The 21230-nt window shown below is 56.7% G+C and carries 16 protein-coding genes and 1 pseudogene; 14 read left to right on the top strand and 3 right to left on the bottom strand.

What is annotated here, in order from left to right; translation table 11 throughout:
* Nucleotides 1-97: 97 nt before the first annotated feature.
* On the bottom strand, nucleotides 98-223 hold the full coding sequence (locus tag ACFO3S_RS10875; protein WP_378095290.1) for a hypothetical protein: 126 nt from the start codon (nucleotides 221-223) through the stop codon (nucleotides 98-100).
* A gap of 194 nt (nucleotides 224-417) precedes the next feature.
* Here ACFO3S_RS10875 and ACFO3S_RS10870 point away from each other — a divergent pair, with 194 nt between their 5' ends.
* From ACFO3S_RS10870 to ACFO3S_RS10850, 5 genes are all read left to right on the top strand, one after another.
* Nucleotides 418-684, top strand: a complete 267-nt coding sequence (locus ACFO3S_RS10870) for a hypothetical protein (RefSeq protein ID WP_378095288.1) — start codon at nucleotides 418-420, stop codon at nucleotides 682-684.
* Between the two features lie 457 nt (nucleotides 685-1141).
* Nucleotides 1142-2236 carry an iron-siderophore ABC transporter substrate-binding protein gene (locus ACFO3S_RS10865; RefSeq protein ID WP_378095286.1) on the top strand — a complete coding sequence of 365 codons (1095 nt, stop codon included), beginning with the start codon at nucleotides 1142-1144 and terminating at the stop codon, nucleotides 2234-2236.
* Nucleotides 2233-3273: a FecCD family ABC transporter permease gene (locus tag ACFO3S_RS10860; RefSeq protein ID WP_378095284.1), complete on the top strand. Its 1041-nt coding sequence runs from the start codon at nucleotides 2233-2235 to the stop codon at nucleotides 3271-3273. The genes ACFO3S_RS10865 and ACFO3S_RS10860 overlap by 4 nt, the downstream gene beginning before the upstream one ends.
* Nucleotides 3270-4301, top strand: coding sequence for a FecCD family ABC transporter permease (locus ACFO3S_RS10855; protein ID WP_378095282.1), 1032 nt, complete (start codon nucleotides 3270-3272; stop codon nucleotides 4299-4301). Before ACFO3S_RS10860 ends, ACFO3S_RS10855 begins: the two co-directional genes overlap by 4 nt.
* A complete protein-coding gene (locus tag ACFO3S_RS10850; protein WP_378095280.1) occupies nucleotides 4301-5119 on the top strand; it encodes an ABC transporter ATP-binding protein in 819 nt (272 codons plus the stop codon). The genes ACFO3S_RS10855 and ACFO3S_RS10850 overlap by 1 nt, the downstream gene beginning before the upstream one ends.
* Before the next feature lie 6 nt (nucleotides 5120-5125).
* Here ACFO3S_RS10850 and ACFO3S_RS10845 read toward each other — a convergent pair whose 3' ends face one another.
* Complete coding sequence (locus tag ACFO3S_RS10845) at nucleotides 5126-5389, bottom strand: hypothetical protein (RefSeq protein ID WP_378095278.1); 264 nt, start codon at nucleotides 5387-5389, stop codon at nucleotides 5126-5128.
* A gap of 750 nt (nucleotides 5390-6139) precedes the next feature.
* Nucleotides 6140-6796, bottom strand: coding sequence for a transcriptional regulator (locus tag ACFO3S_RS10840; protein ID WP_378095276.1), 657 nt, complete (start codon nucleotides 6794-6796; stop codon nucleotides 6140-6142).
* A gap of 551 nt (nucleotides 6797-7347) precedes the next feature.
* Here ACFO3S_RS10840 and ACFO3S_RS10835 point away from each other — a divergent pair.
* The 9 genes and pseudogenes from ACFO3S_RS10835 to ACFO3S_RS10795 all read left to right on the top strand — a co-directional run bounded on the left by ACFO3S_RS10835 (nucleotide 7348) and on the right by ACFO3S_RS10795 (nucleotide 21163).
* Nucleotides 7348-7926: a DUF4256 domain-containing protein gene (locus ACFO3S_RS10835; protein ID WP_378095274.1), complete on the top strand. Its 579-nt coding sequence runs from the start codon at nucleotides 7348-7350 to the stop codon at nucleotides 7924-7926.
* A gap of 1259 nt (nucleotides 7927-9185) precedes the next feature.
* Nucleotides 9186-10541 (top strand): methyl-accepting chemotaxis protein, encoded by a 1356-nt coding sequence (locus ACFO3S_RS10830; protein WP_378095272.1) that lies wholly within the window; start codon nucleotides 9186-9188, stop codon nucleotides 10539-10541.
* Between the two features lie 457 nt (nucleotides 10542-10998).
* Entirely contained in the window at nucleotides 10999-12345 is a 1347-nt protein-coding gene (locus tag ACFO3S_RS10825) for a hypothetical protein (RefSeq protein ID WP_378095271.1), read from the top strand.
* A gap of 43 nt (nucleotides 12346-12388) precedes the next feature.
* Complete coding sequence (locus ACFO3S_RS10820; protein WP_378095269.1) at nucleotides 12389-14569, top strand: ATP-binding protein; 2181 nt, start codon at nucleotides 12389-12391, stop codon at nucleotides 14567-14569.
* A gap of 125 nt (nucleotides 14570-14694) precedes the next feature.
* Nucleotides 14695-15402 carry a DNA alkylation repair protein gene (locus ACFO3S_RS10815; protein WP_378095429.1) on the top strand — a complete coding sequence of 236 codons (708 nt, stop codon included), beginning with the start codon at nucleotides 14695-14697 and terminating at the stop codon, nucleotides 15400-15402.
* A gap of 216 nt (nucleotides 15403-15618) precedes the next feature.
* On the top strand, nucleotides 15619-17418 hold the full coding sequence (locus tag ACFO3S_RS10810; RefSeq protein WP_378095267.1) for a sensor histidine kinase: 1800 nt from the start codon (nucleotides 15619-15621) through the stop codon (nucleotides 17416-17418).
* 3 nt (nucleotides 17419-17421) lie between these two features.
* Nucleotides 17422-17748, top strand: a pseudogene (locus ACFO3S_RS10805) (LytR/AlgR family response regulator transcription factor); the annotation flags it as partial.
* A gap of 118 nt (nucleotides 17749-17866) precedes the next feature.
* A complete protein-coding gene (locus tag ACFO3S_RS10800) occupies nucleotides 17867-18571 on the top strand; it encodes an AfsR/SARP family transcriptional regulator (RefSeq protein ID WP_378095265.1) in 705 nt (234 codons plus the stop codon).
* Between the two features lie 360 nt (nucleotides 18572-18931).
* A complete protein-coding gene (locus tag ACFO3S_RS10795) occupies nucleotides 18932-21163 on the top strand; it encodes a helix-turn-helix domain-containing protein (RefSeq protein ID WP_378095263.1) in 2232 nt (743 codons plus the stop codon).
* Nucleotides 21164-21230 lie beyond the last annotated feature (67 nt).

The following is a 21230-nucleotide window of genomic DNA, read 5'->3' as shown; positions in this document are numbered from 1 at the left end:
CCATTCTTCATCCTTTGTTCGTGATTCAGCTCCATACCAGAATCATTCACCGAGAAAAAGAAGGGCTTTTCAATGATGTCGCCGAAATAATTGCAGATCAGGCTTTTTGGTGGAGCTTGGCCGCATCGATCGCTACGATGAGGACCTGCTCCAGGTTAACACCTTTTAGTTGTTGACTGAACTTGGTTCCGTTAAGGCCTTGAATATTTAAGGATTTCCCCATGCGACTTCAGCCTCCTGGGGTAGGGTAGGTAAGATTGGAGCTCTCTCTGTCGGGTGCTTCTTTCTTCGATAGTCGCTGGGGATTTCCTGTTCTAATCGGTCGCAAGAGTTCTTCAACGGGATTATTTACGGTCGAAGCGGATGACGTTAAAATAGTAATCATTATATTGTATACAATAACTAAGGCGGGAAGTTATGAAAAAACCATTCTTTCGTTCTCTAATCGTAGGCCTGATATTCGTAGCTGTTTATTATGCTTTTCAGATCATTCAGGGGATTTATCTGACCTCGGACTACGTTCCGGAGATTATAGAGAAGTACGAGTCAGTGGATTATCTGCAGCACGAAGTCGCATTTGGACAGGGACTAAGCCCGGCGCGGAGAGCCATCGAGATTATCGGAGTTATGCTGCTGGGAATGGTTGTATACTTCATTGGAAGAGCTTTAAGAAGAAGGAAGTGAAAGAACGTCACTTTCTATCGGCGCCGATGTTTTTGACTTCCAAACGTGATCCAATGAAAATTCATACTACACCATCCATATATCACAATATAGCGGTCATCTGCCCTTGAACATAGGTTGAAGGGATGCATGCGTATTGAATCCGTTCGATGAGAGAACTGATTATCCGGTTTTCATCATGGAGGGGAGAGCTTTTACCAGAATGAATGGGAGATGAAGGCTCTAGCTGTCAAAGGAGGAGCCGTAATCCGGAGGAATGCCGAATTTCTTCCGTCTGAAGTCGTGCATCGTGGGGTTCATTTGTTGGAGGATATGCGTCGGAAATTTCCCCATTTTGATTGACAGATCGACGAAGACAAGGTATAGTTTACAACGTGATATTGAGAATCATTTTCAATGATTATCGCCAAATGTTCAGCATGAACAATTATACATGAGTGAAGGATGAGAATGCGTCATGAAGGCAAAGAAAAAGAACTTGTTATCGACATTAGGGGTCTCGCTCTTGATTATGGTTTTGCTGGCTGCATGCTCGGCCAACTCTTCCAATGAAGAGTCGTCACCCTCTCCGTCCGAGAACGCGGCGGCATCTGCGGAGACGCCTGCAGCGGAAACTCCGGAAGCATCGGAGGCTGCCGTGGAATATCCGATCGTCGTCAAGCATGCGCTAGGCGAAGCGGTAATTGAAAGCAAACCCGAGCGTGTCGTGACCATTCAATGGGCCAACCACGATGTCGCTCTTGCGCTTGGCGTAGTTCCCGTCGGCTTCTCCGCGGCGAACTTCGGCGTTCAGGACGGCAGCGGACTGCTGCCTTGGACCAAGGAAAAGCTCGATGAGTTGAACGTCGCCGATCCTAACGTCTTCCAGGATACGGACGGTCTTGACTTCGAGGCGATCTCCGACGCCAATCCGGACGTCATTCTGGCGGCCTACTCCGGCATCACGCAAGAGGATTACGATCTGCTGAGGGAGATCGCTCCCGTCGTGGCGTATCCGACGGCTCCTTGGTCGACCACGTGGCGCGAGCAGGTTACGCTCAATGCAATCGGCATGGGCATGGCCGCCGAAGGCGAGCAGCTCATTAAGGATACGGAGGCTTTGGTGAACGATAAACTGAGCCAATACCCTCAATTGAAAGATAAGAAGGTCGTTTGGGTCAACTTCAACGCGCAGGATTTATCCAAGCTTCATATTTATACGCCAATCGATTCGCGCGTCTCCTTCCTGCATGAGATGGGCTTCGTCTATCCGGACAGCGTCACGAGCCTGATTACGGACCCGAATAGCTACTCCTTGTCCTTGAGCGCGGAGAATGCCGAAGCCCTGTATGACGCGGACATTCTAATCGGATATGGCAATGACGATCTGTATCAAGCCGTTAAGGCGGATTCCCTGTTGGGCAAAATTCCTGCGATCGAGAGAGGATCGGTCGCGTTTATTGACAGCGACACGCCTCTGGTGGCAGCGGGTACGCCGAATCCGCTCTCGATCGCTTACACGATCGACGAATATCTGAGTCTGATCGGAGCCGCCGCTGACAAAGTACAATGAATTTGAACTCCATCTCGAACGCAGCTCAACCAAGCGCGCATATCCCGAGGAGATTTCCCCTCGTTCTGACCCTATGCCTCATTCTCCTCGGGGCCAGCGTGCTCGCTTCCCTGATCTTCGGCTCTCGGGCGATCCGCATTCACGAGCTGGTCGACGGTTTGTTCCACCCGGACGTCGATTCCTACGGAGCGAACATCGTGAGGAAAAGAATATCCCGAACCGTCTTCAGCTTGTTGGGCGGCGCCGCGCTTGGAGTTTCCGGAGCGCTTATGCAATCGGTCACTCGCAACCCGCTTGCCGATCCCAGCATTCTGGGCGTGAATACGGGAGCGGCCTTATTCGTCGTGACCGGTATGGCTTTCTTGGGCATCACGACTGCGGATCAATACATATGGCTAGCTTTATCAGGGGCTGCGATTACAGCGGTCTTCGTGTTCGGAATCGGCTCGATGGGGCGTGGTGGTGCCACGCCCATTAAGCTTGTTCTGGCCGGAGCCGCCGTAAGCGCCGCTCTTGCCTCGCTTGTATCCGCGATTCTCATTCCGCGTTCCTATGTCATGGATCAGTTCCGATTCTGGCAGGTCGGGAGCGTGGGAGCGGGCACCTGGGACAGCATCGGCACCTTTATCCCGTTTCTGATCGTAGGCCTGCTCATCGGATTCATTACGGCGCCGGCGCTGAACGCCTTGGCGCTTGGCGATGACGTAGCGACGGGACTAGGCGTGCGGACAGGTACGCTTCGGCTGATCGCGGCGATGGGAGGCGTCTTGTTATGCGGGGCGACCACCGCGCTGGCGGGACCGATCGGGTTTATCGGTCTTTTGTCCACGCATGCCATTCGCTTGCTCCTTGGGCCGGATTTGCGCTTCGTGATCCCGATGTCGGCCGTCGCGGGCGCGATTATTTTGACTCTGTCGGATGTCGTCGGGAGGCTTCTGGGAAGTCCCGGCGAGCTTGAGGTCGGTGTCGTAACGGCGTTTATCGGCGCTCCTATTCTGATCATTCTAGCGATGAGATCGAAAGTGCGGTCATTATGACAAGTCCATCTATTGCCTACATTATGGCGGGCAGGCGCCGGAGGCGCCGCCGTTTTATTATCGTCACCAGCCTTCTGTTCCTGCTGGCCTGCATGCTCTGCTGCGCCATGCTTTTATTAGGGAATACGATCTATCCGGTCAAGGAAGTCATTCGCGCGCTAATGGGGGAATCCGCCAAAGGCGTGTCGTTCGCGGTGAACACGATTCGCCTTCCGCGCATGTTGGCGGGGCTGTTCGCCGGCTTTGCCTTCGGCGTTGCAGGCTATACCTTTCAAACGATGCTGCGCAATCCGTTGGCGAATCCCAACGTGATCGGCATTACGTCCGGCTCCAGTGCGGCCGCCGTTTTCTGTATTACCGTCCTTAATGCAAACGGAGCAGTCATCTCCGCGGCCTCGGTCGCAGCCGGGCTGGCGACGGTGCTGTTTATTTATGTTTTGTCGAGGGGAAAGGTCTTCTCTATCGGACGGCTTATTCTGATCGGGATTGGCATCCAAGCGATGCTGGACGCTCTGATCTCCTATCTGCTGCTGGTCAGCGCGGAGCAAAACGTACCTGCAGCGCTAAGATGGCTCGCGGGCAGCCTGAACGGGTCCCAGATGAGCCAGTTGACGCCTCTCGTGGCCGCTGTCGTCATCTGCGCTCCGATCATTATGGCGCTCGGAAGGCATCTGGGCCTATTGGAGCTTGGCGAGCAGTCGGCGACTTCGCTTGGCGTCAGCACGGACAAAACCAGAATCGGCCTAATCGTCGCCTCCGTGTGCATGATCGCGATTGCGACCGCCACGACGGGGCCGATCGCCTTTGTTTCCTTTCTTTCGGGGCCAATCGCCAAGAGATTGGTCGGCGTGGGCTTCTCCGGCGTCCTTCCGGCGGGGCTTGTCGGTGTGAATCTGGTTCTGGCGTCAGACCTCGTAGGGCAATTCGCCTTCGAGTACAGATTCCCGGTGGGCATCATTACGGGAATCCTCGGCGCGCCGTATCTGATCTATTTGCTCATCCGAATGAATCGAAAGGGAGAATTGTGATGAAACCGACGCATACCTTTCAGGTCGACAATCTCGTTGCCGGCTATGAGAATAAAACGGTCATCCACGATGTGAGCCTGGTCGTGCCCAGCAACAAAATAAGCGTCATGATCGGGTCGAACGGGTGCGGGAAGTCCACCCTCCTGAAAGCGATGGCGCGGCTCATCAAACCCGAATCCGGGTCGATCACCCTTGACGGCAAGCCGATCGGCAAGTTCCCGCCCAAGCAGCTGGCTCGTGTCGTCGGACTGCTGCCGCAGTCCCCCATCGTGCCGGAGGGCATCTCTGTGGCGGATCTGGTCGGACGAGGCCGGTTCCCTCACCAATCTCTGTTGGGCGGCTGGTCGAAGAAGGATTACGCAGCCGTCGCCGAAGCAATGGAGATTATGAACATTACCGAGTTTGCCAACCATCACATCGACGAGCTGTCGGGCGGCCAGCGGCAGCGGGTCTGGATCGCTATGGCGCTGGCTCAGCAGACCGATATTCTGTTTCTCGACGAGCCGACGACCTTCCTGGACATTACGTACCAGGTCGAGATTTTGGACCTGCTTACCGACATTAACCGCAAGCACGGAACGACCATCGTCATGGTGCTGCACGACATCAACCTGTCCGCGCGGTACGCCGATCATATCTTTGCCCTGCAGGACGGCAAGCTTGTCGCCGAAGGCGCTCCGTCAACCGTGGTTACCAGCGAGTTGATCAAGGACGTGTTCGGACTGGACTGCACGGTGATCGAGGATCCCGTCTCGGGCTCTCCTTACGTTATCCCCAAAGGCCGCCACCATGTCAAAGAAGCTGTAACCATGCCGTGACGCCCACTAGAGTACGCGACCGCATGTGGTCGACCGACCGCCGTCATGCAGCGTAACCATGCCGTGACGCCCGCGAGGGTACGCGACCGCATGTCGATCGACCCCGTCATGCAGCGTAACCATGCCGTGACGCCCGCGAGAGTACGCGACCGCATGTCGATCGTCCCCGTCATGCCGTCCGCCCCCGTCATGCAGCGTAACCATGCCGTGACCCCCGCGAGGGTACGCGACCGCATGTGGTCGACCGCCCCCGTCATGCAGCGTAACCATGCCGTTACCCCCGCGAGAGTACGCGACCACATGTCGATCGACCCCGTCATGCCGTCCGCCCCCATCAACCGCTCGTCACCAACTCCCGTCCCAGGATAAAGGCCGTTCGAGCCTTCGTACGGGGGAGGGGGCTAGTCTTGACCCAAAAACGGCGTTCCCGCTCGCTGCTCCGGAATCCGCTCCGGCGTTCCAGCTTGTTGTCCCGGAATCCGCGCCGCAGCTCCCGCTCGCTGCTCCGTTACCTCGATTCGAACAGATCGGTAGAGACTGCTGCTTCGTGCGGCGAGTGGAATCCCCGCCGGCGTTCCCGCTCAATGCTTATTTTCCGTGTCTCGCTCAGTTGGCGTCGTTACTAACGGTTGCCACAGCCGCTATTTCGCTGATTTTAGTCTCTGTCACACTCTAACGGTTGCGAACGGCGTTATTTCACTGATTTCTATTGCTTTAAGCTGATAGCGGCCGATTTAGCGGCAATTACAACCGTTAGATTTTCAGGGGCCCTGTTTCGGCGAATATAACAGCTGCTACAACCGTTAGCCAACGGAGCAGCGGTGCAACGGAGCAGCGAAGCAACAGAGCAGCAGGCAAACGAAGCACCAGAGCAAACGAAGCAGCGGAGCAACAGAGCAGCAGGCCAACGAAGCACCAGAGCAAACGAAGCAGCGGAGCAACAGAGCAGCAGGCCAACGGAGCAATAGAGAAACGGCCAACTTCGCAGCAGGCGTGCTACAGATCAACAGATTCCCATCATCAGAGTTCGCTGTTAAGCAGATAGGTACGGTACCGTTGGTTGCCGCTTGCCACGATTAGAAGCTTCTTGGCCACAAGAGAACGAAGAATCATTCTGGTGCGGTTCTCCGAAAGAAGCAGATGAGCGGAAAGCTCTCGCGGCTCAAAAGGGCGCATCAAGCGGCGGACAAATCGTAAAGTTTCTGCTTCCGCCCAAGTCAGTCCGGACGTCGTATCCATCGACAGGAACTTCCCGACAAAGGAAAGGACAAGCTGCTTGCAAACTCCCGGGTCGTCGCGGATAGACAAGTAGGCGATCGGAAGAAAAAACCAATTGTCCAGAACGAGCAGCGCCTGCTTCATACATAAGTCCTTGAACCGGTCGGTCTCGATATCTCTAGCGTGAGAGCGGTAATCCTGAATCTCCACACAGCCCTTCACGCCCCCCGGCATATAAGCCAGATCCAGATAACGATATTTGTTGTTCAAATCGCGGACTTCATATTCGGCATACAGATGGTCTAAGCTTCCGATGACAGGAAACCATATCGTGCGCAGAAACGTAACCGTTCCGTGGCTCAAACCTTTCTTCAGAAGCTCTCTTCGTCTGAGATTCTTCTCCTCGGCTATTTGTTTGCTCAACCAACGCTCATAAACTTCTTCAAACAGCAAGCTCATCTCTTCATCTTCCTCCCACCACGCATGAAAAATAAAATACCGCTCCGATACGACCATGCCCCTAAAGGCGCCGTATCCAAAGCGGTATGTGCTTCACACCGTAAATTTGCACCTAATATACCACATTGTAGCCGCTTCAACAAGACGATGGCACAATGTGATAAGGGGCGGGAGAGGTCTCAACAAAACGATGGCACAATGTTGATGAGGGACGGGCGTTCGGTCGAAGCAGGCTTGCCCAAGTGGCAGGATAAACAGCTTTCTTGCCGCTACAGATTCAGGTACAATAGACCATTATGGTATCTATAGTATTCGCGCGACCCTCTCGGGGAACGAGTGGTTAGAACGCATTGTCAAAACGCACGGCTTATCGCCACAACACCAATCGCCATCGCGAACCGCATCGGCACAGCACCATCGCACATGTCGAACCGCATCGCCACTGCACCGCCGCACGCCGCAAAACGCATCGCATATCGCTTTTCGCGCCGGCCGCCTGTACCGTATAACGTTCACTCAGGCGCCGGCAGCTACGAAGGGAGAAATTCAACATGACAACGAGCCCGGACCGCGTCAAAAAGGAACTGTCGCCCGAACAGCGGGACAGCTTGATCCCCCTATTGAAGGCCCGTTTCGAGAAACATATGAATCGGCACCCCAGTCTGGAGTGGACCGACGTACAAGCGAGGCTTGAAGCTTCTCCCGAGAAGCTGTGGTCGCTCCATGAAATGGAAACGACCGGCGGAGAACCGGATGTGGTCGGCCATGACGCCAGCACGGGCGACTACATCTTCTATGACTGTTCGGCTGAAAGTCCGAAAGGGCGCAGAAGCGTCTGCTACGACCGCGAAGCGCTGGAGTCGAGGAAAGAACATAAACCGAACCATAGCGCCCTCGGTATGGCAGCAGAGATGGGCGTCGAGCTCCTGACGGAGGAACAATACCGGGAACTCCAGACACTCGGCAGCTTTGATCTGAAAACATCGAGCTGGGTCCAAACCCCCGAACGGATTCGAAAGCTCGGGGGTGCTCTCTTCTGCGATCGGCGCTACGACACGGTATTCGTGTACCACAACGGAGCGGAATCCTACTATGGCGCAAGGGGATTCCGGGGCTCGCTGAAAGTCTGACGGGGCATCCCGAAATTCCACGCAGCCCGATGCCCGCCCGCTATGGCGATTTCATATGGATAGGAAAATGGATGCTAAGAATAAACCCTATCTGGTCTATACTGGCGTCCATTTTCCATTCATTTTTTCCACTAGTTTCTTCGACAGATGCAGACCTAACCAGCTGGCTTTCCAACTGGCTTCCGTATTCGTCCTGCTGGCGACCTCCATATAGAAACGCGCAAATACCTTGTCTATGGCGACTTTACTGTCCGGTTTGATGCCGTTTATAACGCCTAGACGAAAGCTTCCTGCCGTAGCCGGCGTTCGCCGGATTTTCCCGATCTCTTGCTTTCATTTCCTCAGCTCTCGCTTCAAATCATGCAGATTCTCCCGAGACGTTAAATCCGGATGGAGCGTTGGCGTTTCCAATCGATAGTCCCGTTCTTCTCCGCGCTCGCCCTTCGCGCCTGCCCCGCCAAACCATCCCATGTCGCCCTCCAGTGTAATTAACCCCATGACAGCGCGCATGAATGTGGACTTTCCCGCGCCATTCTCCCCCGATCAAGCCGCAGATTATTCCGCGTTGATCTCGATTGGAGACGTGATGGAGCGCATGTTTTTTCCGTTTTTTGGAGAGATTCGCAGCTTTCAGAATCGTTTTCGTCATTGCCGATCTCCCTTCCAATGCGGATGAGTCTAGGATAGACAACGGATACCAATAATCAGACCAGAAAAATGTTAAAAAAAGGTGTGAAGAGGTGTAAAGAGGGAGTCGACATTAGGCCGGCTTGCCTGGGGGTTCACCTCGCGAGGCCGATTTCCGCGACGCAATACGGGTTCCCGGAGGTCGTGCAAGATATGTCAAACGGAGAGGGGCCTTCCATTCCGCTGCAGAGATAGAAGAGCCGATAGAGAAGGGATGCGCCGGTTCAGCTTTTTAGCCAAGGAAGGGCTGGGACGGCAGCTCTCGCTGCGAATCCGTACGGTATCGAGAGTATGCGCGGTATATCTCGTTCAATTTTGTACTTCATAATTGGACATAGGCAGCCGATAGATAGGAGTGACATCTTCTACACACGACTGACACGGGCTGTCAAATGGAATGAAAACCAAGAAAATTCGACAAAAAATGAAAGAAATATAAAGGAATGTGTAATTTAGTGTCGAATTAAGTCGATCGAAGTCGTAATTTTGTGTCAATTCCGAATACAACTGAAAGCTGTATCGTTTTTCTGTAGTGCGCCCTGCCCACATCCTAGACTCGGAGGCAAACCAAAATGAAACAGACAATCAAATCCACGTTCAACAACCACCTGATTCAGAGAAGCATGAAATGGACGATCGGCAAGAAAATCGCGTTAATGATTGTCGCGGCATCGGTGCTGAGCTTGATTCTGGGAACGCCGATCGCTCTGCTTAAGCAATTCATATTCAGTCTGGAATTTATGGAGTCCATAGGGGATACGCTTAACGAGTTTCTAAGTACATATTTTACGCTGATCGTTAACCTGGTCATCATCGTCTACTTCGTCAACCTGGCTATTCGGTGGTTTGTCAAAAAACCGATACAACAGTTCATTAAAGGGATCGAGAGCGTTCTGGATCAGGGGCAAATCAATCTGACCAAGCGAGTCGAGCTGAAAACCAATGACGAGACGAAGCTGCTGGCGGATTATTTTAATAAGTTTTTGGACGAACTGAACGCACTCACCTCCTCTTCGAATTCGATTGTCGGCGAGATTTCGGCTTCCTCGTCCACCCTGAAGTCGCAAGCCGAAGAGACCGGAGAAGCGTCCAAACAGATTGCCGCCGCGATGGGCGAGCTGTCTGCGGGCGTCGGTCACCAAAGCGAACGAACCAACGAGATTGTGGCGATGATGCAGGAGACGAAGCAATTAACCGAGGAAGCCAGCCATCAGATTCAAGGCACCTCGCAGTTCTCCGAAGAAGCGACGGAATCTGCGATTCACTCCAATCGGGTCATGACGGAAGCGATGGCGCAATTAACCGAATTAAACGAGTCGGTCCAGAAGTCGATGCAGGTCATTCATAAGCTGGGGAAACATTCCGAGGAAATTGGCAGCATCATCGAAGTGATTACCGAGATCGCGAATCAGACGAATTTGCTGGCCTTAAATGCAGCGATAGAGGCGGCAAGAGCCGGAGAGGCCGGACAGGGGTTCGCCGTGGTCGCCGCCGAGGTCCGGAAGCTCTCCGAGCAAACGAGCGAGGCTTCGGCGCAGGTAGCGGAACGGATCGGAAGCATTCAGACCGAGACCAAGGCGACGATTCAGTCTATGGAAAGCAACCTCGGGATGGTCGTCAAGCAGACCGATCTCATCCGCAACGGCACCCAATCCGTGGAGAAAATCGTGGAGGAGACGTCGAAAACCAATCAGTCCGTCAAGGAGCTGCATCAAATTATCCGGGTCGTCGAGCAGCATTCCAACGGCGTTCTGTCCTCGATCGAGGAAATCTCCAGCGTGGTGGAGCAAGCTTCCGCTTCCCTTCAGCAGGTTACCGCATCGGCCGATCAGCAATCCGCTACCGTAGCTCAGATGACCGGCCACATCGAACGCTTGGATGAGCTCTCCAGAACCTTGAACGAAGGGATAAGCAAATTCAAAGTTTAATCGTCGGGTCCTCCTGTCGGAGCCGCCGGATCTGGACTTGTTCGTGATTCAGACCGTATACGATTCGCTATCCTGATCTGAATTCCCTCCGACATCAACGGGATTCCGCCGATCCCAAGGACGGGGTAAGCCACTTATGCTTGAGAGAGAGGCTGAACATATCCGGCCGGTTCGACGCCTTCTGTTCGACACAGCTTCGAATCGCCGTAAGCATCCTATCGGATATGGAGCCTTCGCTCAAGCTGCGCTGGCACGACGGGGCGCGGCCTGCGCCTCGTCTGCGTCCGTCCCGCGGACTCCCTCCAATCGCCGCTTCAGGGCAATGTCGTATCGTTCCATCCCCCCGATCTTCTACATTTCTTCCCGGGTTGTCAATCCGCGTCGTTTTTTCATTATTCTTTTATTCGCGCTTGGTATAATCTGTCCAAATGATGACATGCCGAGAGGAAGCGAATCCATGCCGAAGACGTTCGAAGCTCGAAAAGGAGAAGATAGCTCCGCCCGAAGCCGATCCTTAACCCCAGTCGATGAAGATTTGCAGGAGCAGGCGGGGGAAGAGAGTCAGGCGCCGGACAAGGCGGCGCTGATCGCAAGACTGAAGGCTCAGGGAGCGGTGCGCGTCTTTCCCGGGATGGGAGCAGGCGGAGGCGCAGGCACGGAAGCGCCAACCTCCGAGGAGGCTCCACGAGCGGAAAAGGCGTCCGAGGAAGCGCCAACCTCCGAGGAGACTCCACGAGCGGAAGAGGCGTCCGAGGAAGCGCCGGAGCAGGCAGCGGCCGTATCGGCTGCGGAGGCCCCGGCGGCAGCTTCGGAGGATGAGCAGTCCGCTCCGGAAGCGCAGCCGGCGAAGGAAGCGATCGATAGCCAGTCTCAGGGAACGGGCGAGATCGATCCCGCCTTTCATGAACGCGTCCAAAGAATGACCGATGCGGCCAACCATCCGAAATGGAACGACTTTTCCCAGCGTATCGAGAACGCTCGGTACGGCAAATGGGATCTGACCCAAAGCCGCGAGCGGAGCGGCAATCGCAAGCGGGACGTCCATCTCGAAGAGGACGTCCGGACGCATCAGGTTCTCAGGCAGATGCAGCCGGGAACGTTCGACGTGCGGCAGAAAGCCAAAAATGCGGTAAAAGACGTCGTCCAAAACCCGGGGCGAACCGCCGTCGGGATGATTCCCTTGGTCGGCGGACTCTTAAAGCAGAAGATGGCCGAGAAATACGACGTGAAGGAGCGGGATCTGCTCCGGGGCATATCGTCGACGACAACCAACGAGGCTCTTAAGACGAGCGCGGCCTCGCAAGCCCATGCGGTCGGCGCCACGATCAAAGCCGGTCGGGTGAAGGCGGGAATCGGCATGGTGACGGGCTTGGTGGGCGATCTGGTGCCCGGAGGCTCCATCGTGAAGAGCGCGGTAGGGGCTGCGACGGATTTCGTCGGCGACCAGGTAGTCTCCGGCGAACGGAGTCAGATGGTTGAAGCGCGGGCCCGCGAACAAGCGCGGAAAATGATGAAGAAGAAGGAGTTTGCAGCCGGCGGAATCGACAAATTTCTCGAGCTGGAGGACAAGCGGCGCGCGCTTCAGGCGGCCGGCAGAGGCAAGGCGGGGGGAAGCGCGCCGGTCGTCGACAGCGAGGACGAGCTCAGAGAGCTGCTCGCCCATACGCGCGGAGAGACGGAGCATTACAAATACTACAAGAAGAGAGCCAAGGAAGTGCTGAAGGAGCGGGCGGAGGCAGCCAAGCCGAAAACGGAGGAAGGCGGGCTCATGTCCCGCGTCAAGCGGTTTTTCGGCAGATCGTAGCGTTCGTTCGGCGCAGGCTCTATCGGCAGCGGGAGGGTAACCGATGAAGCAAGCGGATTTGCGGGCGGAAGAGGCCGTCAGGATGGAGGCGGCCTATTTGGACAGGCTGGCTTATGTCGAAGGGTGGCTGGAATGGTTGGACGCCGGCATCGCCCTATTGCTGCATCGGATAGAGAGAAGCAAAGCCGAGGAAGCGGCAGGAGGAGGCCCGGAGGATGAAGCCGGGCAGGAGCTTTCGCTTCGACGGGCGCGCGCCCGCAGCCGGGCCGAGCAGGGCACGCTGCTCGGCGAACAGGAGAACGCGTTTCTGCCGATTCCGTATGTAGGCCGACTGTTCGGGTTGTCTGCGCTGGAGCAGAGAGTTCTGATCGTCTGTTTGGCCGTGGAGGTCGACCGAAAGTACGAATCGCTGTTTGCGCTGCTTCAGGGCGAACGAAGCGCGGCGTATCCGAGCCGCGACTTGGCGGCATCGCTGGCCGCGGACGACGAGGACGAGCGCCGGCTGGCCGTGCGGATGCTGCGGGACGACGGGCCGCTGAACCGCTATTTTCTGCGCGACGCGGTCGGCATGCGCAAGGGAGATACAACCCTTAGCCGGCTCTGCCGACTGGACGAGCGAATCGTTCGGTTTACGCTCGACTCCGCCGTCATGCCGGAGGCGATGAAGCGCTATATGCAGCTCGTAGACCCTGCCGCGGAGCCAGAGCCGCTGCTCGGCCGCTTCGAGCTTCAGGCCAAGCTGCGAAGCTGGCTGGACCGCCGCGCCGGGGAGCTTGAAGGCGAGGAGGCTGCGCTGGTCGTTTCACTATGGGGCGAAGTGGGGACGGGGAGAAGAACGCAGGTCGCCCATCTGGGCGCGCACTTCAATGAAGCGCTGCTGTATGTGGACATGGACAAGCTGCCCGAAGAGGACGACAACGGGCCGGACGCGCTGGATATCGTATTTCGCGAGGCGGCCCTTCAGCAAGCGATTCCCGTGTTTTGCGGGTTTCTGTCGAAGACGGACGGAGAAGCGGACAGACGCCGCAAGACGAGTCTGCTGGAGCGGCTGACCCGTCTGCCGGGCATCGTCTTCCTGATCTCGGAGGCGCCCTGCCTCCCGATCGACCGGCGCGGCGTTATTCAACTGGAGCTGGAAGTACCCGGACTCCGGGAGGAGGAGCGGATCGAGGCGTGGCGGACTCTGTCGCGCGCTTACGAGGTAGACGACGGGATCGACTGGGAGGCGCTCTCGTCGCGCTTCGTCTTCCAGCCCGGGCAGATGGCCAAGGCGCTGGCGGCGGCGCGGGCATCGGCCCAGTGGCGATCGGAAGGGGAAGGCCGCGAGCCCATCGGATGGAGCGACCTGATTCAAGCGTGCTACAAGCAGTTGAGCCATAACCTGGGAGCGAAGTCGAAGCGGCTGTCGCCGAAGCGCCGATGGCCGGACCTCGTGCTTCCCGAAGCCCAGATCCGCAAGCTGCGGCACGCCAGCGACCATATCCGGCACAAGCATACCGTCTACGGCCAATGGGGATTCCAGCGCAAGCTTTCTTACGGTACCGGCATCAGTCTGCTGTTCTCGGGACCGCCGGGCACAGGCAAGACGATGGCCGCCGAGGTGGTGGCTCGCGAGCTGGAGATGGAAATCTACAAAATCGACCTGTCCCAGATCATCAGCAAATATATTGGAGAAACCGAGAAAAACTTGCGGGAAATATTCGATGAAGCGCAGTCCAGCTATGCGATTTTGTTTTTCGACGAAGCCGATGCGCTGTTCGGCAAGCGCTCCGAGGTCAAGGATTCCCACGACAAGAACGCCAATACGGAAGTCGCTTTTCTTCTGCAGAAGATGGAGGAGTACCGGGGCATTTCCATTCTGGCGACCAACTATTTGCAGAACATGGACGAAGCCTTTATGCGCCGCATCAACTACGTCATCCGGTTCCCGTTTCCGGACGAGAGCCAGCGGGAGTCGATCTGGAGAAACATCTTTCCTCCGCAGACGCCGCTCGCCCCCGATTTCAACTGCGGTTTTCTGGGCCGCAAGCTGCTGCTATCGGGGGGAAGCATCAAGAACGTTGCCCTTACTGCGGCTTTTCTGGCGAGCGGAAACGGCGAGGCGATCGGGATGAGGCACGTTTTTCAAGCGTATCAATACGAGCTGGACAAGACGAACCGTACGATGACGAAGGACGAACTGGGGGAATACGGCTACTACTTCGAGGAGATTCGGGGCACCTGACTCGCTGGCCCGTCGAGTTCCGAAGATGAAAGAACGGATCGGGTTCAGGTATAATAGGCACAGGACAAAACGGATCTCGCCTGGAGCCTGGAGCCCGGGGCGGAGCGAAAGGAACGGGAATGACGATGAACGTGGACGCGGTAATGCAGGAGCTTGAAGCTCTCGGCAAGGAACGAACCAAAAAAATCTATATTTCCAACGGCGCTAGAGAGCCGCTGTTCGGCGTCCCGACGGGCAGCATGAAGCCGCTTGCCCGAATCCTCAAAAAAAATCAGCCCCTGGCCGAACAGCTTTATGCGACAGGGAACTACGACGCGATGTACTTCGCCGGCGTCATTGCAGATCCCGGCGCGATGACCGAGGCGGACTTCGAGCGCTGGATGGATACGGCTTATTTTTACATGCTGTCCGATTATGTCGTCGCCGTCACTTTATCCGAGACCGATATCGCCCAGAAGGTTGCCGACAAGTGGATCGCCAGCGAAGAGGAGCTGCGAAGATCGGCAGGCTGGAGCTGCTACTGCTGGCTTCTCGGCAATCGGCCCGACGCCGAATTCTCCGAGAACACAATCGCCGAACTGCTCAAGCTGGCGGAAACGACGATTCATGCCGCTCCCGAGCGCGCGAAGTACGCGATGAACCAGTTTATCTACACGGCGGCCATCTCCTACCTTCCTCTTCACGGGGAAGCGGTCGAGACCGCCCAGAGGGTAGGGCCGGTAGAAGTGAAGCGGGAGGCGGCCAAGAGCAAGCTCCTGAACGCCTCCGATTCCATTCAGAAGGCATTGGACAGAAATCAGCTCGGGTTTAAACGGAAGTACGTCAGATGCTAGACGGCCAGGGCGAAGAGTCGCTTGCCGTCATCGCCGCCCCGCGGGCCAAAGGCTCGCGGGTTTTGCCGTTGCGGCCGAGGTCGGATGCGCTCGCCAGGAAGGAATAACGGTTCTGCTCTTTCCCTCCAAATGTTATGATAGGGTGAAAGAGCTTGCGGGCCGGGCCGCGCCGCGCCGTATCGGTCCAGCCGTCATTCGTCGTAAGGAGCCGCAAACATGGATATTAGACAGTGGATGTCGATTCTGCTCTTTATGGCAACGGCCATGATGCTGTTTATTTTATGGCTTTCTTACCGGAAACGCCATCTGCCCGTTGCGAGAACGATGATTTTCACGATGCTGGCAGCAGCCTTTTACGCCTTCGGTTACGGGTGGGAGGTGCTCAGCCGGAACCTGGCCGAGTTCAAGCTGTCGCTTCATATCGAATATTTAGGAATCCCGTTCGTCTCTACGCTTTGGTTTATGCTGGTGGTTCATTTCACGGGGATTGCCTCGCGACACAGGAAGAGGCTGACAGCGGCATTGTTCGTCATTCCCGTATCCATCTTCCTGCTTTTTCTGACGAACGACCGGCATCACCTTATTTACGAGGAATACGTCCTGAACACGGAAACGTCGGTTCCTCTGTACACCACGGTCAAGGGAATCGGGTACAGGGTTCATCACCTCTACAATTACGGCATTATGCTGTGCGGGATGCTGATGTTTATTCCGACCTATTGGCGGTCGTCTTCGATCGTGCGCAAGCAGATTCTGGTCCTCATGCTGGGGGCGGCGGTGCCGATGGTCCTGAATCTGCCCCTCTGGTTCGGGAGCCAGGTCGACTTGACGCCGTTCGGGTTCGCCGTGTCGGGACTGTTCTACGCCTGGGGGATTTATCGGTACAACCTGCTTCGGCTAACCCCGCTTGCCCATGCCCAAGTGTTCGATACGATTCGGGACGGGGTTGTCCTGCTCGATTACGAGGATCGGATCGTCAGCTACAACCGGGCCGCCCGGACGGTGCTTCCCGAGCTTGAGTCGACGCGTCGCCATTCGGCCGGTGTCGGCCAGGCGCTGTCCGCTTATCCGGAATTGCTGGACGGCATTCGCGCCGCAAGCGCGGGGAACGACCGGTTTTCCTTCCAGAGACGGGAGGAGAATCGGATGATCTACTACAGCTGCAGCGTAACCGATCTTTATGATTCCGGCAAAATGCCCGTCGGCAAAATACTGATGTTCAACGATATTACGGAGATGAAGGAGAAGGAGCACCAACTCCGCGAGAACGCCCGCCAGCTGTCCGAGCTGAATGCGTTCAAGGACAAGCTGTTCACAATCGTGGCGCACGACGTTCGCGATCCGATCGCTCTCCTGGTCAGCCTGACCGAGCTGTTGGAAGAGGATCTGGCCGCTGTCGGCATGGAGCATGCCGAGCTTTTTCGCCGATTGAAAGGACATGTGAACCACACGTTTCATCTTGTCGATAATTTGCTGGATTGGTACCGCAGTCAGAAGGGAACCGTCCTATTCCGTCCGTTGGGCTGGAACCTGGGGCAGGTCGTTCGGCAAGCGATGTCGCTTGCCGGGACCAAGGCCGGCATCAAGAGGATTCGGATCGCCGAACGGGTCGACGACCGCATTGTGGTGAGCGCCGATAAAGAGATGCTGGATCTCATTTTGCGCAATCTGCTCTCGAACGCGATCAAGTATTCGAGAGTAGACGGCTGGATCGAGATCGCTGCGGCTCCGGAAGGCCGCATGGTCGTCGTCTCCGTTCGGGACAACGGAGTGGGAATCGACGAGCACACCTCGGAGCTGCTTCGCTTGGAGGAACCGTTCTTCAAGCCGCCTTCCGAAGGCGAAGACGCGGTGAATACGAGATTCGGACTTGTGCTCGCGCGCGAGTTCGTTCGGATTCACGGCGGCAGCCTCTGGTTTGAAAGCAGGCAGGGAGAGGGGACGACCTTTTATTTTACGCTGCCGGTTTTCGTCCGAGGGGGAGAGACGATCGTCGACGGCGAAATGGAGGATTAAAGGATGAAAGCGATATTGGTGGACGATGAACCGACAATGAATCTCATTTTGCGCAAAATGCTGGCCAAGCTGCCTGAAGTTCAAGTGGCGGGCAGCTTCACCGATACGAAGTCCGCGGCGGCCTTCCTGAACGAGAATCCGGACATCGGCCTGGCTTTCGTCGACATAGCGATGGCCGGCGACAACGGCTTGGCGTTCGCGGCCAGAATGCAAGCCTCGCGCTCCCCGGTTCAGATCGTATTCGTCACTTCTCATAAGGAGTACGCGCTGGATGCGTACGATCTGTCCGTGCTGGACTACCTGGTCAAGCCCGTGTCCCAGGAGCGTCTGCAGCGCACGGTCCGGCGCGCGCTCGCCAGCGAAGGGGCCTTCCCCCCCCGCCAAGGCCTTTCCGTCGGCGATCGGCGGCTCCGTCAAGGCTGTCGTCACCGCGCTCGGAGACGTTGTCGTGAGCTATGGAGCGAGGCGAGTCAAGTGGATCTCGCGGAAATGCGCGGAGTTGTTCGCATACATGCTGCTCCATCACGGCAAGCGGATTCCCCGCACCAGACTGATCGTCGATATTTTCGGGGGGATGGAGCAGAACGACGCGAAAAAATACCTGAATACGACCGTGTACCAATTGCGCAAATCGTTGGAGCTGATCGGCATCCACGACGTGGTTCGATCCGAGAACGACGGATACGCGCTCGAATTCAAGGACGTCTCGATCGATTACATTGAATTCGAAAGGCAGGTCCATCGGCTGCAGGAGATTGAGGCGGGAAATCTCGATCTCGCGCTGAAAGCGGAGCGAGCCTATACCGGCGATCTGTTCGGGGACAAGGCGTACGTATGGTCGATTCATGAGACGGAGCGCTACGCCGGGATGTATGAAGCGTTCGCCAAACGGCTGGCCCAGGCTCTGATCTCCATGGGGGATACGTCCGCCGCCTCGCAGCTTCTTCAGAAGCTGAACCGGCGCAATCCGCTGGACGAATCGGTGATTCGTCTGCTGATGGAGCTGTTCGCGAATACCGGGGACCATGACAGACTGGACGAATTAGTTGCCGACTACGTCCGGCTTCTCGACCGGGAGCTTGGCATCCGGCCGTCCGACGATCTGATCCGCGGCTACCGCACGCTGAGAAAGTCCGACTGGCCCGTCGTATGAGGCAGCGCCCCGTTTAGCCTTTGGCGGGGCGTTTTTGCTTGGTGATTCAGCAAGTGTAAAATACGCTATCCTTATCTGAATCCCCTCCGACAAAAACGCGATTCTGCGTCTAGAGGACGCCGAAGGCGCTTTGGCTTGGCGAGAGCAGGCGGGCCTTCGGGATGGGCCGTCTCCCTTCGCCGTCCCCTGTCGTTATTTCCCCCCTCCCCCCCACCGCGCCGGATTCTCGGAAGTTTCCGTCCAGCCATCCGTCCGATTTCCCTGTTGTCAACTTAGCTCACCTTATGTCAATATGGAGCATAGCAAACTTTTATCGGAAAGAACGAACACATCAGGGTGAGATCTCAGGGGGAGATGGCGTTGAATCGGACTTGGTTTACGCGGATGCTGCTGTCCTACGTGCCGGCCTTTTTTATTTTGTCGGGCTTTTTATTTTTTATCTTCTTCAAAATGTTAAGCGATTCCAATGCCGCGGCGGCGCGCAAGTCCAACGAGTTTGTCGCCAAGCAGGCGCAGATGATCATCGACTCCTCGCTGGCGGCCATCGATCAGAAGATTACGCTGGAGATGCTGCGCAACCGGACCGTCCTGTCGTATTTTACGGAGGCTTCCGTCGACGATCTGACGCTGCAGGTCGGCGTCATGAACGAGCTGTCCGAATGGAAGATTGCCAATCCGTTGATCCATTCGGTCTATATGGTTCGGGCCGATCGCACCATTCTAAGCATGAGCACGACGTATTCCTCGGACAGCTATCCGGACGCTCCGTTCATCGAATCGGCGCTTCGCTCGCCGAACAGCAGATGGTCCGACGTACGGCTGTACAAGGAGCTGGCTTCGGAGAAAGGGACCCCTGTCGTTACGCTGACCCGCAGCGTATCGATCTTCTCGGGAAAATACGGGCTGATCGTGGTGAATGTGAATGCGGCCGCGCTTCAGGCGCTCGTAAGGGAGATGTACGACCCGAGCGTTACCCGCCTTCGTCTGTACGACGGGCAGGGGAGCGACATCTTTGCTTTGGCGGGGCGCGCGTTGCCTGCGCCGACGAAGAGCGAGACGATGGCTTCGGAGGCGGTGTCGGACTATACCGGCTGGCGCCTGGTCAGCGAGCTGACGAATGCCCGCATGATCAGCTGGCTGCTCTCCACCTTCAACGTCTGGTTCGTGATGGGATTGGTCGTATGCGGCGGCGCGCTGTGCTGGATCGTATGGATGACCCGCCAGAATTATCGGCCAATCCGCAATCTGGTCGCGCAGCTGAGAAGCTATTCGGAGGACGAGAAGCCGGAAGGCAAGCGCAGCTTCGACGGCGAGTTCCGGCTTATCAACAGAGCCGTGGAGAATATGATCGATCAGAACACCCGTTTCCAGCTGCAGCTGCATGAGGATTTGAAAGTGAAGCGGAACTTCTTCATGTACGAGCTGCTGGAGGGGAGAAGGCAAGTCCGGATGGAGCAGTGGGAGCGGGAAGCCGGCAACTGCGGCTGGCCGAAGGCATTCGGCAAGGTGCGGATTGCGGTGCTGGAGATCGACGGCAGCGTGACCTGGCGCCGGACGTTCACGTCGGGCGAGCAGGACGAGTGGAAGCGAGCCGTCGAGTCGATCGTGACGCGGCGGACGGAGGCTTACGGGCAATATCATGTATGGCAGCTATGGACCCGCTTTCATCAGTTGGCGGTCATTTTGATGGGGAGCGACGATTCGGCGGACGAGGACATGCTGGCCGTCATCCAAGACTGGCACGAGCGCATTCGGACGGACATCCCGTTCGATCTCACGATTGGGCTCGGCGATCCGGTCGAGCATCCGGAGAACATTCACGACGCCTATCAGGAAGCGCTTGAATCGCTGCAGTACAAAGCGATAGAGGGCGGCAATCGCCTGCTGGTCTACAGGCCTGCGAGCGCGGGCAACGAAGGCGGATTCGGGCACCACAAGCGAATCGAATCGATCGTCGATCAGCTGAAGCTGTCGGACGGCAAGTGGCGGGTCGGGCTGCGCGCCCTATTCCGCCAGATGGAGCAGGAACGCTCGTCGCGGGAAGAGATCGATCATGCGATGAACTATCTGGCATTCACGCTCGGCAAAGCGGTCGACGGTATGGGAGAAGACTATCGGAAGCTATGGTTCGAGGAATGGATGCCCGCTCTCCACCGCACGCTGAACGAGGTGGAGCTTCTGGGCGAAATCTCCCGTTCCGTCTTCGAGGTGCTGGAGCGGTTCGAAGAGACGAAGGAGCGTCTGCGCGGCGCCAAGAGCCAGGGGGCGCTCATTAGGGAAGTGAAGGCCTACATTGAGAGCGATTACGCGAATCCTTCGCTGTCTCTGGACCTTCTCAGCGAGAGGTTCGGCATCAGCGGGAAGTATTTAAGCCGGCTGTTCAAGGAGGAATTCGGCCTGAAGTTCGTCGATTTCCTCATCGATCTGCGCATCCGGCAGGCTCGCAAGCAATTGACCGAGACGAACGACTCCGTGCAGGAGATTGCCGAGCGACTTGGCTACAGCAGCCCGATTTCATTCGCCCGCACCTTCAAGAAGGTTGTCGGGGTGCCTCCGGGCGATTATCGGAAGGACACGCAAATGCAAGGATGAACCGGAAACCACTCGAATGCGCGGCTGGGGCTGCGCGTCCGGGTGGTTCTTCTTCTGGGCCGGCAGA

The organism is Cohnella hongkongensis (assembly GCF_042654645.1).
Lineage (GTDB): Bacteria > Bacillota > Bacilli > Paenibacillales > Paenibacillaceae > Cohnella > Cohnella hongkongensis.
Note: the sequence above shows the minus strand (reverse complement) of the source record. Positions and strands in the feature narration are given on the sequence as shown.